The following is a 14,064-nucleotide window of genomic DNA, read 5'->3' as shown; positions in this document are numbered from 1 at the left end:
CCGCCTCAGCCGACGAGGCGACGCGCCTGCGCGAGGATCGCGGGGATCGACGGGCTGTCGCGGTTCGCGCGCGTCATCACGAGGAGCGCGACCATCAGGCCCTGCAGCACCCGCGCGGTTTCCGTGACATCCGGCGGCGAGGTTTCGCACCGTGACAGGCTGTCAGCGAAGAACGCCTCGACATGCGCCATGCAAGCCCCCACCATTGCTGCGATCTCGGGGTCATGCGGCGCGCGTTCCATCGCGGTATTGATCATTAGGCAGCCGCCGGGGAGCTTTGGGTCGCCGCGCGCCGCCGCTTCGAAGGCGGCAAGGATCGCTTCGCGGGGCTCGTGCTCGCGCCCCAGATGATCGAGATAGCCGGTGCGATAGGTGGCGTCGAAATGCCTAAGCGCGCGCAGGAAGATGGTGCGCTTGTTGCCGAAGCCGGCGTAGAGACTGCCACGGTTGAGACCGGTCGCGGCAACGAGATCGGCCATCGACGTGCCCTGGAAGCCATTGCTCCAGAATGCACGCATCGCCGCATCGAGTACCTCGGCCTCGTCATATGTCTTTTCCCAGGGCATGGCCGCTCCGCTCGGCATGGCGCGGGTCGGCGAGGTGCCGGGCCGCGTGTTCGAGCCTATGCCATCCCCGACACCCCGAACAAGGCTGAGTAATGGGCCTTGGACAGGATGCCGGGTAAGTTTCGGACTGCCGTCTTGTTGCCGGAGATAGGAAAGACGGCCCCCAATTTATCGTGAGTGATGGCGCCTCAGCGCATCCCGATAAAGCTGTATTTGGAACGAGCGGTCAAATAACAAAGCCGTGCGTGGCGCGTGAGACGCCTATAACGTGTGTTCGGTCAGCGGCGGCAATCCCGGCGTTCCCGAGGCCTCGGGATGCGTCTGCATGTGGCGCGCCTTGATCGCGGTCGATGTCTCGCGGCTGCCGTCATGGCTCCAGCCCGGTGGCATGATGCAGTAATTGAGCCGCTCGCGCCATGTCAGCCCCGGCTGCGTAGCGTCGCGGAAGATGCCCATCCATTCGTGAAAGGCCACGCGGATGGGATTGAACGTGCCCAGGTTGTGGACGAGGCCGTAATCGACCTTCTCCTCCTCCATCTCGGGGACAAAGGTGCCGAATATCTTGTCCCAGATGATGAAGACACCCGCGTAGTTGCAGTCGAGATAGCGCGGGTTGCGCCCGTGATGCACCCTGTGGTGCGAGGGCGTGTTCATCACCGCCTCGAACCAGCGTGGCATCTTGCCGATCGCGTCGGTATGGATCCAGAATTGGTAGATGAGATTGAGCCCGCCCACGAAGAGCACCATGGCGGGGTGAAAGCCCAGCAGGATCAGCGGGGCGCGCACCACCATCATGAAGGTGAATGTGCCGGTCCATGTCTGGCGCAGCGCGGTCGTGAGATTGTAGTGCTGCGAGGAGTGGTGGTTGACATGGCTGGCCCAGACCCAACGGATGCGGTGGCCGAAGCGGTGGACCCAGTAATAGCGCAGGTCGTCGAGCACAAAGCACAGCGCGATCATGGTCACCGAGGTGCCGAGATCGAGCGGCGTGATCTCCCACAACACCATGAAGAACCCATAGGTGATGAAGCCGAGGAGAATCCCGCTCGCCACATTGCCCGCGCCCATCAGAAGAGAGGTGAGCGCGTCGCGCGTCTCGTAGCGCCCGCCGCGTCCTCTGATGGCGATCCAGAGAAGTTCGGCGAGGATGGCGGCGATGAAGAAGGGCACCGCCCAGTTCACCACGTCGGGAAAGGTGATCATGTCGCTCATGCAGTCTCTTCCAGCGAGTTCTGCCACTCTGCAGTTTCGCCCGCGTCGAGTGTGAGTTGAATGCGAGGCGCGGTATAGTCGGGCAGGTCGATATGCAGACCGGTCCGGGTGGGCTTGATCTGTGCGCCGTTGAGATAACGTGCCGTGGTATCCGCGCCCATCGGCCAGATCACGCCGCGGCCCGTGTCGGTTGCGATCAGGGCGGCGGAGCGGTCGTGGCAAAGCGTCACGCGCAAGGGTGCATCACCGGGAAACTCGCGCAGCCACGCGGCCCGCGCCGCGGCCTCATCGGCAAGCGTTGCCTGGCGCGACAGGCCCAGCAGGTGCAACAGCACCGCGATGCCGGAGATGCCAAGGCCGACCATCGGCACCAAGATGCTCAGCGGCATGATCCCCTCCCTCGGCCCGGATTTAGCCAAAGGGGAGGCGCATTTGTCAAAGGGGGCGTTGCGTCACCTTTCGCTGCCGTCCCTCGCGCCACGCCAGCAGCCCCGCGCCACACAGCACGATGGCGGCCCCGGTGATCGAGATGGCATCGGGCCAGACCCCGAAGATCACCCCGTCATAGAGCGCGGCAAAGACCAGCGCGGTGTAGAAGAACGGGGCCACGTAACTTGCATCGCCCCGCGCCACGGCATTTACGAAACAGGCCTGTGCCAGCGCCATCAAGAGGCCGATGCCGATCAGCGCCGCCCATTGCGCGGGCGTGGGGGTGGCCCAGACCCAAATCACGGCGGCGGTCGCGATGCCAAGGCCGATGGCGTTGTTGATCAGAAGGATCTGCCACGGCCCTTCGCGGCCCGACAGCAGCTTGATGAATATGAGCTCCGCCCCGAGGCACATCGCCGCTCCGAGCGCCAGAAGGGCGCCGGGTTCGATTACGCCGCTGCCCGGTCGCATCAGAATCGCGGCCCCCGCAAGGCCGATGGCGGCGGCGCACCAGCGTAGCGGGCCGACCCGTTCGCCCAGGAGCGGTATCGCCAGCATCATGCCGAAGACCGGGTTGAGAAAGCTGATCGCCGTGGCGTCCGACAGCGGGATGAACGCCGCGGCGGCGAACATCAGCGTGACCCCGGCCCAGCCAAAGCCCGAGCGTTTGGCATGGGTCGCGAGATCGGGCCACGTGAAATGCGGTCGGATCAGTGCCGTCATCACCCCGATGGCGAGAAAGGCGAAGAGAAACCGCCCGTGGCTGACCTGCAGCGCGTGCAGCGGCGGGCCGAGCGCATCGGTCCCAAGCGCCTTTGCGAGCAGCGTGGTACCGGCAAGAAGGGCGGCGGCCACAAGCGTGAGCAGGGCCGCAAGCGCCGGGTTGGGAGCGTGCGGCGTGAACATGGCCGATCTATGCGACAGGGCCGCTGCCCTGCAAGCGCGAAGTACCGCAGGGACAAGACGCGCGGCGGACAAATTCCTGTGTAGCGCGATCCGAAAGCGACATGGCGTCGCGCGCTGCCAAGCCGGGGCGCGCAGCGCGTGGCAAAGCCGGGGTGAAGGAGAGCCCATGCACCTGCGTTCCGTTCCCGACTGGCTGCGCCATCCGCCCACCCCTTCGGTGCGCGGTTTCGGCCTCCTCGCGGGCATTGAGGCAATCGCGCGCGGCATTCTGATCTCGGTCATGCCGCTCGAGATCTATCGCGCGCTGGGCGCGGCGGCGCGGGTTTCGGAGGTGTATTTCCTCGTTGGCCTCCTGTCGCTCGGCACCGGGCTAATGGTGCCATACGCGACGCGCTTCGTGCCGCGCCGCTGGGTCTACGCAGGGGGGTGCGCGATGTTCGCGGTCGGCGCGGCCCTCGGGGCAGCGGGTGGGGTGGTTGCGATGGTGGCAGCGCTGGCGATGGTGACGGCGGCCACGGTGACGATCTTCGTGTGTTTCAACGCCTACGTCCTCGACCATATCGCCAAGGCCGACCTGGGCCGCTGTGAGACGTCGCGTATGTTCTTTGGCGCACTCGGCTGGACGGCGGGTCCGTGGCTCGGCGTGACGCTGCTCGATCTCTGGCGACCGCTACCGTTTATCATCGCCACACTTGCCGCCCTGACCATGCTGGGCGTGTTCGTATGGCAGCGCTTGGGCAATGGGCGGCTCATCACCCGTGCGCGCGGCCCGGCGCCCAACCCGCTGGCGTGGCTGCCGCGCTTCGCCGCGCAGCCGCGGCTCGTGGCGGGCTGGGTGTTCGCCGTGATCCGCTCCTGCGGCTGGTGGGTCTACGTGGTTTACCTGCCGATCTTCGCGGTCGAGCGGGGCCTGAGCGAGGCTCTGGGCGGTATGCTGCTCTCGGCCTCGAACGGGATGCTCTTTGCGACGCCGCTGATGCTTGCGTGGATGCAGCGCCGCTCGATTCGGCAGGCGGTGCGTACCGGGTTCACCGCCGCTGGGCTGCTCTTTGTCATCGCTGCTGTGCTAGGCGGGTGGCCCTGGGCGGCGGTTGCGGCGCTGGCGCTTGCGTCGGTTTTCCTGGTGCTGCTCGACATCTCGGCGGGGCTGCCATTCCTGCTCGCGGTCAAGCCGTCGGAGCGCACCGAGATGTCGGCGATCTATGCCAGTTTTCGCGATGTCTCGGGCATCGTGACACCGGGGGTGGCGTGGCTGGTGCTGCTCGCTGCGCCGCTTTCAGGGGTTTTTGCCCTGACCGGGGCGGGACTGCTGGGCTGCGCGCATCTGGCCCGGCGACTGCATCCGCGCCTCGGCACCGTGCACCGTCGCGAGATTCCACTTTCCCATGCACCGGAAAGTGGGTAAAGCAGCAGCATGACCACGCGCCTGATATATTCCGCAATCCGACGCCGACGCACCCGCGCCTGACGTCCCGCGACGCCCGTGATCCCCGGCGCATACTGCGCCACTCTCTTCCAGATCGTTGACTTGCCCCCGCCCATGCGGCACTCAAGGGGCTTCTTGCTGAAGGACCATGCCATGATCCCGTCGATCCTGCCGACCTATAACCGCGCGCCGCTTTCCTTTGTGAAGGGCGAAGGCGCATGGCTGATCGAGGCGGACGGGCGCCGATTTCTCGATCTCGGGGCCGGCATTGCGGTCAATGCGCTGGGCCATGCCCATCCCGACCTCGTGGCGGCGCTGACCGAGCAGGCCGGCAAGCTGTGGCATACCTCGAACCTCTACCAGATCCCCAAGCAACAGGAACTGGCCGACCGGCTGGTGGAGGCGACATTCGCCGACACGGTGTTCTTCACCAATTCCGGCACCGAGTCTTGCGAGCTCGCCATCAAGATGGCGCGCAAGCATTTCTTCGATGCCGACCAGCCAGAGCGCACGGATATCATCGCCTTCGAAGGATCATTCCACGGACGGTCCTCGGCGGGTATCGCTGCCGCCGGGTCTGAGAAGATGACCAAGGGCTTCGGCCCCCTGTTGCCGGGCTTCAAGCAGGTGCCCTGGGGCGACCACGACGCGCTCCATGCCGCTATCGACGACAATACCGCCGCTATCCTCATCGAGCCGGTGCAGGGCGAGGGCGGCATCCGCCCGCTGCCCGATCAATGCCTCAAGGGGCTGCGCGATCTCTGCGACCAGAGGGGCATCCTGCTCATCCTCGACGAGGTGCAGTGCGGCGTGGGGCGCACGGGAAGGCTTTTTGCCCATGAATGGGCGGGGATCACGCCCGATATCATGATGGTCGCCAAGGGCATCGGCGGTGGCTTTCCGCTGGGTGCGGTGCTGGCTACGGAAAATGCCGCTGCGGGCATGGGAGCAGGCACGCATGGCTCGACTTATGGCGGCAACCCGCTGGGCTGCGCCGTGGGTTGCGCGGTGATGGACCATGTCGCGACGCCCGAGTTCCTCGCCGAGGTCAACCGCAAGGCGGGGTTTATGCGCCAGCGCCTCGAAGGGCTGGTAGCCGCGCATCCTGACATCTTTACCGACGTGCGCGGGCTGGGCCTGATGCTGGGGCTCACCTGCAAGGTGGCAAATACCGACGTGGTCAAGGCGGGTTATGACACGCTGCTGGTCACCGTCCCGGCGGCCGACAACGTGATCCGCATGCTTCCGCCGCTCACGATCACTGAAGGTGAGATCGCCGAGGCAGTTTCCCGACTCGACGCGGCTGCCACCACGTTGGAAACCGCCTGAGTTTCTTCTGACCAGACATATCCCGGGGGTGTGGGGCTTGCCCCCACGGGTGCCCCAATTGCAAAAGTGAAACACGACATGACCCATTTTCTCGACATTCACAAAACCGATCCGGCCGATCTGCGCGCCATTATTGACCGCGCGCGTGCGATGAAGGACGCGCGTGATGGTTGCCCGCGCGGCACGCCCGACGGCGAGCAGCCGCTCGCCGGGCGCATGGTTGCGCTCATCTTCGAGAAGCCGTCGACGCGCACGCGGGTCTCGTTCGACGTGGGTGTGCGGCAGATGGGCGGGCAGACCATGGTGTTGTCGGGCACCGACATGCAGCTTGGCCATGGCGAGACCATTGCCGATACCGCTCGGGTCATGAGCCGCTATGTCGATCTCATCATGATCCGCACCTTCGATGAATCGGTGCTGCTGGAAATGGCCGAGCATGCGGATGTGCCGGTGGTCAACGGGCTCACTGACCGCACCCATCCCTGCCAGATCATGGCCGATATCCTGACCTTTGAGGAGCATCGCGGGCCGATCACCGGCAAGAAGGTGGTGTGGTCGGGCGATGGCAACAACGTCTGCGCCTCGTTCCTGCATGCCGCGGCGCAATTCGGGTTCGATCTGACCTTTACCGGACCGATGCAGCTTGATCCCGAGCCAGAATTCATCGGGCTGGCGCGCAAGGCGGGGCGCAACGTGACCATCGAGCGCGACCCCGCCAAGGCGGTGGCGGGGGCAGATCTGGTGGTGACCGATACCTGGGTGTCGATGCATGACAGCCAGTCCACCAAGGAGCGCCGCCACAACATGCTGCGCCCCTACCAGGTCAATGCCGACCTGATGGCGCAGGCGAAGCCGGATGCGCTGTTTATGCATTGCCTGCCCGCACATCGCGGCGAGGAGGTGACATCGGAGGTCATGGACGGGCCCAATTCGGTCATCTTCGACGAGGCCGAGAACCGCCTGCACGCGCAGAAGGCGATCCTTCGCCACTGCCTCGGGGTGTGAGGGGCGTGCTTGCATTTTCTTGTGTCAGCGCCTAGGGTTAGACCTATCCGTTAGCGGTATCGGAGAGGGGATGGCCAGCGCGAGGATCGGCATATACGGCCTCGGCACGATGGGCAGCGCGCTGGCGCTGAACGTGGCCGAAAAGGGCTTTGACGTGGCCGTGAGCAACCGCGAGGCCGAGTGGATCGCGCCCTTCATCGACGAGGCGGGGGGGCTGGCGGATCGACTGTATCCCCATGAAAACCTTGCGGATTTCGTCGCCGCGTTGGAGTGTCCCCGCGTCATCCTATTCATGATTCCCTCGGGTGCTCCGATGGACGCGATGCTGCGCGAGATCGACCCGTTGCTGGCGCCCGGCGATATCGTGATCGACGGCGGCAACGCCGATTTCCACGACACGAGGAGACGGGCGCAGGAATTGTCGGTATCGCGTCGGTATTACGTCGGTCTCGGCGTCTCGGGCGGCGAGGCGGGCGCGCGCACCGGCCCGTCGATGATGGTGGGCGGCCCCCGCGAGGCATGGCAGCGGATCGCCCCCATCCTCACCGCCATTGCCGCCCGGCACGAGGGCAGCCCATGCGTGGCGCATCTGGGCCCCGATGGCGCCGGCCATTTCGTCAAGACCGTGCATAACGGCATCGAGTATGCCGACATGCAGATCATCGCGGAGATATACGGCCTGTTGCGCGGCGGCGCGGGGCTGTCGCCGCCCGAGATCGGGACGCTGTTCGAGACATGGAACGCGGGGCCGCTGCGCTCGTTCCTCGTGGAGATAACCGCCGAGGTGCTGGCCGCGCGCGACCCGCAGACGGGGCATCCGGTGGTCGACGTCATCAAGGACGCGGCGGGGCAGAAGGGCACCGGGCGCTGGACGGTGATCGAGGCCCTGCGGCTGGGACAGTCGGCCAGTGTGATCGAGGCGGCGGTGGGCGCGCGAAGCTGGTCCTCGGAAAAGGAAGTGCGGCAGGCGGCCGAGGCGGTGCTGGGCGGTGCCGCAGGCGCGATCGTTGCCACACCGGAGACACTGGCCGAGGCGTTCCTCGCCGCGCGCCTGCTGGCCTATGCACAGGGGTTCCGGGTGATCGCGGCGGCGTCGGAAGAGCACGGCTGGGCGTTGGAGCCGGAGGTGATCGCGCGGATCTGGCGGGCGGGCTGCATCATTCGTGCCGATCTGCTCGACGATATCGCCGGTGCCTTTGCCGCGGGTGCGCCGGAGGGCGAGCTGCTTCTCGCGCCCGGCTTCGCGGAGCGCCTGGTCAGGCATCTGCCAGCACTGCGGCAGGTGGTGGCCGAGGCGGTCCATGCGGGCCATCCGGTGCCTGCACTTTCGGCGGCGCTGGCGTGGTATGACACGATGCGCCACGGACATGGAACCGCGGGGCTGATACAGGCGCAGCGCGACCGGTTCGGTCATCACGGGTTCGAGCGGCTGGGGCAGCCGGGGCGCCATCACGGACCGTGGTGGGACTGACGCTGGCGCAGGCGGCCCTGCCCGGAGAATGTGCAGCGCAAAAAAAAGGCCGAGCACTAAGCTCGGCCATAGTCCAACAGGGAGGTATGAGGGTGATAGGCTTTCGCCCGGCACCGTCATGATTGGGAAATAATGACGGTGCCGGGCGCGATCAAGGTCAATAATGCCGCATGTGCAACATGGCCGGTATGATGCGAGCGCATATCTAGTACCGGAACTGCCTGCTGGCTGGGCGGGGTGATTACGATCCGGTCACGCGGATTTGGGGCTGGTCCGCGCGGTCAGGCGTGGGGGTCACTCGCGCAGGCTGCGGCGATAGGCGACGATCTCCTGCTGCACGAAATCGCGGAAGGCGGATACACGCTTGGATTGCCGCAATTCTTCCGGGTAGGCGAGAAATACCGGCACGGCCGTCGAGGTAAATTCCGGCAGGACACGAACGAGCTGCGGGAAATCGTGGCTGAGGTAATCTGGCAGCACGCCGATGCCGAGATCGTGGAGCACGCCCTGAAGCACACCAAAATAGTTGTTGACCGTGAGCAGCGAAGAGATGTCGTTGGTCATCAGCTCGCTGACCAGCGTCGCCGCGGCCCCGACCTGCGCGGAGCGCGGGTTCTGGCAGATCAGCCGGTGGCCGGTCAGCGCCTCTTGATTTTCCGGCATGCCGCGTTTCTCCACGTAGCTTTCCGTGGCAAACAGGCACATGTGCACCGTCATCAGCCGCTTGCGGATCAGGTCGGCCTGGCTCGGTTCCTTCATGCGGATGGCGATATCGGCCTCGCGCATCGGCAGGTCGAGCACGCGCTCCTCTAGCATCAGGTCGATCTTGAGATCGGGATACTTCTCGTAGAGCTTGGGTAGCCGCGGCGCGAGCCAGAGCGTGCCGAAGCCGGTGGTGGTGGTCACGCGCAACTCGCCAAACACCTCTTCCTCGCTGTCGCGGATGCGTGCGGTCGCCGCTTCGAGCCGCTTCATCATCGCGCGGGTGGCGTCGAACAGCAGTTCGCCCTGCTCGGTGAGAATCAGGCCGCGCGCGTGACGGTGAAACAGCGTCGCGCTGAGCGAATCCTCGAGCGCGCGGATTTGGCGGGAGACCGCCGATTGGGACAGGTGCAGCAGGTCGCCAGCATGGGTCAGGCTCCCGGCATCCGCCACCGCGTGAAAGATTCTGAGTTTATCCCAGTCCATTGCGCTCTAATCCGAAAAGTATCAGCACTCGTGACGTAATAGCAGAAAATCCCGTTACGGCGATAGCAAGAGCACGATCTTTTTATGAAATTCCGCTTTATAGGTCACAAATTATGACCTATTATTACCCTATATTGAGACCTAGCTCTCAGGAAGGGAGGCGCGACATGACGATGCAGAAGGTTTCGCTCGACGATCGCTTCGATCTGGAGAAATCGCCGGTTCTTCTCAATGGCACGCAGGCGTTGGTGCGGCTGATGCTGATGCAGAAGGCACGCGACCGGGCGGCGGGGTTGAATACTGCCGGGTATGTCACGGGCTATCGCGGCTCGCCGCTGGGCGCGGTGGACATGCAGATGACGCGCGCCGAAAAACTGCTGCGCGAATCTGACATCCGCTTTCAGGCAGGGCTCAACGAGGATCTCGCGGCCACCGCGCTGTGGGGCACGCAGCAGGCGGAGTTGCGCGGCGAGGGGAAGTATGACGGCGTGTTTGGCCTGTGGTACGGCAAGGGCCCCGGCGTGGACCGCTCGGGCGACGTGATGCGCCACGCCAACATGGCAGGCACCGCGCCCAAGGGCGGCGTGCTGATGGCGATGGGCGACGACCATACCGGCGAATCCTCGACCGTGCTGCACCAGAGCGAATGGGCGCTCGTGGATGCCTACATGCCGGTGGTCAGCCCCGCGGGCGTGCAGGAGATCATCGATTACGGCATCTACGGCTATGCGCTGAGCCGGTTTGCCGGGGTCTGGGTCGGCCTCAAGACGATGAAGGACACGGTCGAGGCGACGGCGGTGGTCGATGGCCGCCCCGACCGGGTGCAGATCGTGACGCCGGAGTTTCCAATGCCCGAGGGTGGGCTGAACATCCGGCTGATCGACACGCCGCATGCGCAGGAAACGCGAATGATCGACTTCAAGCGCTTTGCCGCAGAGGCGTTCAGCCATGCCAACGGCATGGACAAGCGCATGTGGGGCAAGCCGGGCGCCAAGATCGGCTTTGTCGCGGCGGGCAAGAACTGGCTCGATCTGGTGCACGCGCTGGCGTTGCTGGGCATCGACGAGGCCGAGTGCGAGCGGCTGGGGATCACCACCTACAAGGTCGGGCAGGTCTTTCCGCTGGACATGCAGGGGTTTCATGACTGGGCCGAGGGGCTCGACCTGATCGTGGTGGTCGAGGAAAAGCGCAAGCTGATCGAGGTGCAGATCAAGGAGGCGATTTTCGACGATCGTCGCGGGCGGCGCGTCTATGGCTGGTACAAGGGCGGCGCGGGCGGCATGCATCGCGAAGAGCTATTCCCGACGCGCGGCGCGCTTGATCCGATCTGGATCGCCGAGAAACTGGGCGGCATCCTGATCGAGGAGGGGCGCGGCACCGACCGGATCAAGGCAGGGCTTGCGTCGCTCTCGGAGGCGCGCGCCGGCGACAATGCCGAGGAGATCGCGACGCGGCTGCCGTATTTCTGTGCCGGGTGCCCGCACAATTCCTCGACCCGGCTGCCCGAGGGGGCCCGCGCCTATGCCGGGATCGGCTGTCACTACATGGTGCAGTGGATGGACCGCGAGACCACCGGGTTCACCCATATGGGTGGCGAGGGGGCCAACTGGATCGGGGAGGCGCCGTTTTCCAAGCGGGGGCATGTGTTTCAGAACCTCGGTGACGGCACCTATAACCATTCCGGGGTGCAGGCCATCCGCGCGGCGCTCGCCGCGGGTACGACGATGACCTACAAGATCCTCTACAACGACGCGGTGGCGATGACCGGCGGGCAGGCCAACGATGGCGGGCTGGATGCGCCGCAGATCGCGGCAGAGCTGCGGGCGATGGGGGTGAAGCATCTGGCGGTCGTTTATGACGAGAAGGAGGATGTTGATCCCAAGGCCTTCCCGCAAGGCATCGAATTCGCGGAACGCTCCGATCTGATGGCGGTGCAGGAGCGGCTGGCACAGGTCGAGGGCGTCAGTGTCATCCTCTACATCCAGACCTGCGCCGCCGAGAAGCGGCGCCGCCGCAAGCGCGGCAAGTTCCCCGACCCCGACCGCCGCGTGTTCATCAACACCGACGTGTGCGAGGGGTGCGGCGATTGCGGGGTGCAGTCGAACTGCGTGGCCATCGTGCCCGTCGAGACGGAGCTGGGCCGCAAGCGGGCGATTGATCAGTCAAGCTGCAACAAGGATTTTTCCTGCCTCAAGGGGTTCTGCCCGTCCTTCGTCACGCTGGAAGGGGCGAAACCGCGCAAGGACAGCACCGCCGATCTGAACCTGCCCGAGATGCCCGCGCCCACGCTGCCCGCGATCGACGGCACGCATAACGTGGTGATCACCGGGGTGGGCGGCACCGGGGTCGTCACGGTCGGCGCGATCCTCGCGCAGGCGGCGCAGATCGACGGCAAGGGCGCGGGCATGATGGAGATGGCCGGCCTCGCGCAGAAGGGCGGCGCGGTGCATATCCATTGCCGCATCGCCGAGAAACCGGGCGATATCAGCGCTATCCGCGTCGCCACCGGCGAGGCGGATGCGCTCATTGGCGGCGATCTGGTGGTGTCCGCGGGGGCCAAGACGCTGGGGCTGACGCGTTCCGGGCGCACGGGGGCAGTGGTCAACAGCCACGAGATCATCACCGGCGATTTCACCCGGCAGCCCGAGTTCCGCCTGCCCGCTGACCGGCTGCAACTGGCGCTCGAGGCGCGGCTGCGCGAGGATGTGCAGCTCTTCGATGCCACGGAGCTGGCCAAGGCGGTGATGGGCGACTCGATCTATTCCAACATGATGGTGTTCGGCGCGGCGTGGCAGCGCGGGCTGATCCCGCTGAGCCACGAGGCCATCGCCGAGGCGATCCGCCTGAACGGCGCGGCGGTCGATGCCAACTTGCGCGCCTTCGAGGTGGGCCGCTGGGCGGCGCACGCGCCCGACGAGGCGGCGCGTTTGGCCACGCCCTCTGTGATGGAAAAGCCCAAGAGCCTGGAGGAAAGGATCGCGTATCGCGCCGACCACCTGACCGCTTATCAGGGCAAGCGGTTGGCGAAACGTTACCGCAAGCTGGTGGACGGCATCGCGGATGAGGGCGTGCGCGAAGCGGTGGCCACGGGTTATCACAAGCTGCTGGCCTACAAGGACGAGTACGAGGTCGCGCGGCTGCATCTGGAAACGGCGGAAAAGGCGCGGGCCGAGTTCGGCGGTGATTTCACGATGAAATTCCACCTCGCCCCGCCAATCCTGTCGCAAACCGGCCCCGACGGGCGCCCCAAGAAGCGTGAGTTCGGACCGTGGATGCTGCGCGCGTTTCGCGTGCTGGCACCGCTGAAACGCTTGCGCGGTACGCCCTTCGATCCGTTCGGGCGCAGTGCTGAGCGGAAAATGGAGCGCGCGCTCATCCGTCAATACGAGGCCGACATGGCGGAGGTGCTGCCCAAGCTCGATGCGGCCACCCGCGACGCGATCATCGCGCTGGCGGAGCTTCCGCTTTCCATCCGCGGTTTCGGCCCGGTGAAGGAGGCCAATGCCGCCAAGGCCGAAAAGCGGCGCGAGGAGTTGCTGGCCGCGATCCGCGCGGGGGGTGGCGACCTGGCGCGGGCGGCGGAGTGAGCGTCATGATACTGTCATGTGATCTGGTCATGAGCGTCGCGTAAACGTAGCCCACGCGCGACTCAGACCAGGACAGCCCATGCGCCCAGCCCGCCATATCGCCCGCGACATCAGCTATGCCTACTCGGCCCAGACCAAGGGCGGGCGCGCGATGATCCGCACGATGGAGAACCTGACGGGCCGCATCGGGCTGATAAAGCGGGCGGCAGGATACGAGCGCGAGGTTTCGCAGGGGCGCAATTTCTGGGAGGTGATCGTCGAGCGCTACGGGCTGAGCCTCGACGTCATCGGCGGCAGCCTCGACACCATCCCGCGCGACGGGCCGTTGATCCTGATCGCCAATCACCCCTACGGTATTCTCGACGGGCTGATGATGGGGCATATCCTGAGCCGCACGCGGGGCGATTTCCGCATCCTTGCCCACGAGGTGTTTCGCAAGGCCGAGGACCTCGACCGCGTGATTCTGCCGATCAGTTTCGAGGAAACCAAGGAGGCCGTGGCGCTTAACCTCGCAACGCGCAAGAACGCGCTCTCGTATCTCGGGCAGGGCGGGGCCATCGGCATCTTTCCCGGCGGCACGGTGAGCACCTCGGCCAAGCCGTTCTCGCGCCCGCTCGACCCCGGCTGGCGCGGCTTTACCGCGCGGATGATCGCCAAGAGCGCGGCCACGGTGGTGCCGGTTTATTTCGACGGCCATACAAGCCGCCTGTTCCAGTTGGCGAGCCACATGCATTCCACCCTGCGGATGGGCCTGCTGATCAAGGAATTCAGGGCGCGCGTGGACAGCCCCGTGCGGGTGGTGGTTGGCAATCCGATCCCGCGCCCCGAGCTCGACCGGTTCGCGGGCGACACCAAATCGCTGATGGCGTTCCTGCGCCAAAGGACGTATGAGTTGTCGCCGGACCCGGTCGAGGCCTCCGAGATCGGGTTCGAGTTCGACTGATC

Annotated in this window: 11 protein-coding genes; 6 read left to right on the top strand and 5 right to left on the bottom strand. The window is 65.6% G+C overall.

All coding sequences use genetic code 11. The features are described from left to right. Nucleotides 1-5 precede the first annotated feature (5 nt). The 4 genes from CRJ03_RS13625 to CRJ03_RS13610 form a co-directional block, all read right to left on the bottom strand. Nucleotides 6-566, bottom strand: a complete 561-nt coding sequence (locus CRJ03_RS13625) for a TetR/AcrR family transcriptional regulator (RefSeq protein WP_165375318.1) — start codon at nucleotides 564-566, stop codon at nucleotides 6-8. Between the two features lie 261 nt (nucleotides 567-827). Beyond that, nucleotides 828-1,778: a sterol desaturase family protein gene (locus tag CRJ03_RS13620; protein ID WP_104019420.1), complete on the bottom strand. Its 951-nt coding sequence runs from the start codon at nucleotides 1,776-1,778 to the stop codon at nucleotides 828-830. Further along, nucleotides 1,775-2,167, bottom strand: a complete 393-nt coding sequence (locus tag CRJ03_RS13615; protein WP_104019419.1) for a hypothetical protein — start codon at nucleotides 2,165-2,167, stop codon at nucleotides 1,775-1,777. The genes CRJ03_RS13620 and CRJ03_RS13615 overlap by 4 nt, the downstream gene beginning before the upstream one ends. Nucleotides 2,168-2,213: 46 nt before the next feature. Beyond that, a complete protein-coding gene (locus tag CRJ03_RS13610; RefSeq protein ID WP_104019418.1) occupies nucleotides 2,214-3,113 on the bottom strand; it encodes a DMT family transporter in 900 nt (299 codons plus the stop codon). 166 nt (nucleotides 3,114-3,279) lie between these two features. Here CRJ03_RS13610 and CRJ03_RS13605 point away from each other — a divergent pair, with 166 nt between their 5' ends. From CRJ03_RS13605 to gnd, 4 genes are all read left to right on the top strand, one after another. Further along, nucleotides 3,280-4,518, top strand: coding sequence for an MFS transporter (locus CRJ03_RS13605; protein ID WP_104019417.1), 1,239 nt, complete (start codon nucleotides 3,280-3,282; stop codon nucleotides 4,516-4,518). A 174-nt stretch (nucleotides 4,519-4,692) separates the two neighbouring features. Continuing rightward, nucleotides 4,693-5,868, top strand: a complete 1,176-nt coding sequence (locus CRJ03_RS13600; protein ID WP_104019416.1) for an aspartate aminotransferase family protein — start codon at nucleotides 4,693-4,695, stop codon at nucleotides 5,866-5,868. 78 nt (nucleotides 5,869-5,946) lie between these two features. Then, nucleotides 5,947-6,873, top strand: a complete 927-nt coding sequence (gene argF / locus CRJ03_RS13595) for an ornithine carbamoyltransferase (protein WP_104019415.1) — start codon at nucleotides 5,947-5,949, stop codon at nucleotides 6,871-6,873. Nucleotides 6,874-6,943: 70 nt separating this feature from the next. Then, the gene (gene gnd / locus CRJ03_RS13590) at nucleotides 6,944-8,344 is read left to right on the top strand and encodes an NADP-dependent phosphogluconate dehydrogenase (RefSeq protein WP_104019414.1); all 1,401 of its coding nucleotides are present in this window, start codon (nucleotides 6,944-6,946) and stop codon (nucleotides 8,342-8,344) included. Nucleotides 8,345-8,638: 294 nt separating this feature from the next. Here gnd and CRJ03_RS13585 read toward each other — a convergent pair whose 3' ends face one another. Continuing rightward, nucleotides 8,639-9,532, bottom strand: coding sequence for a LysR family transcriptional regulator (locus CRJ03_RS13585; RefSeq protein ID WP_104019413.1), 894 nt, complete (start codon nucleotides 9,530-9,532; stop codon nucleotides 8,639-8,641). A 167-nt stretch (nucleotides 9,533-9,699) separates the two neighbouring features. Between CRJ03_RS13585 and CRJ03_RS13580 the strand changes: the two genes are divergently transcribed. Both CRJ03_RS13580 and CRJ03_RS13575 read left to right on the top strand, forming a co-directional pair. Then, nucleotides 9,700-13,119 (top strand): indolepyruvate ferredoxin oxidoreductase family protein, encoded by a 3,420-nt coding sequence (locus CRJ03_RS13580; RefSeq protein ID WP_104019412.1) that lies wholly within the window; start codon nucleotides 9,700-9,702, stop codon nucleotides 13,117-13,119. 79 nt (nucleotides 13,120-13,198) lie between these two features. After that, nucleotides 13,199-14,062: a lysophospholipid acyltransferase family protein gene (locus CRJ03_RS13575; protein WP_104019411.1), complete on the top strand. Its 864-nt coding sequence runs from the start codon at nucleotides 13,199-13,201 to the stop codon at nucleotides 14,060-14,062. The last annotated feature ends 2 nt before the right edge of the window (nucleotides 14,063-14,064 follow it).

The organism is Roseovarius nitratireducens, assembly GCF_002925845.1.
GTDB classification, from domain to species: Bacteria; Pseudomonadota; Alphaproteobacteria; order Rhodobacterales; family Rhodobacteraceae; genus Roseovarius; species Roseovarius nitratireducens.
Note: the sequence above shows the minus strand (reverse complement) of the source record. Positions and strands in the feature narration are given on the sequence as shown.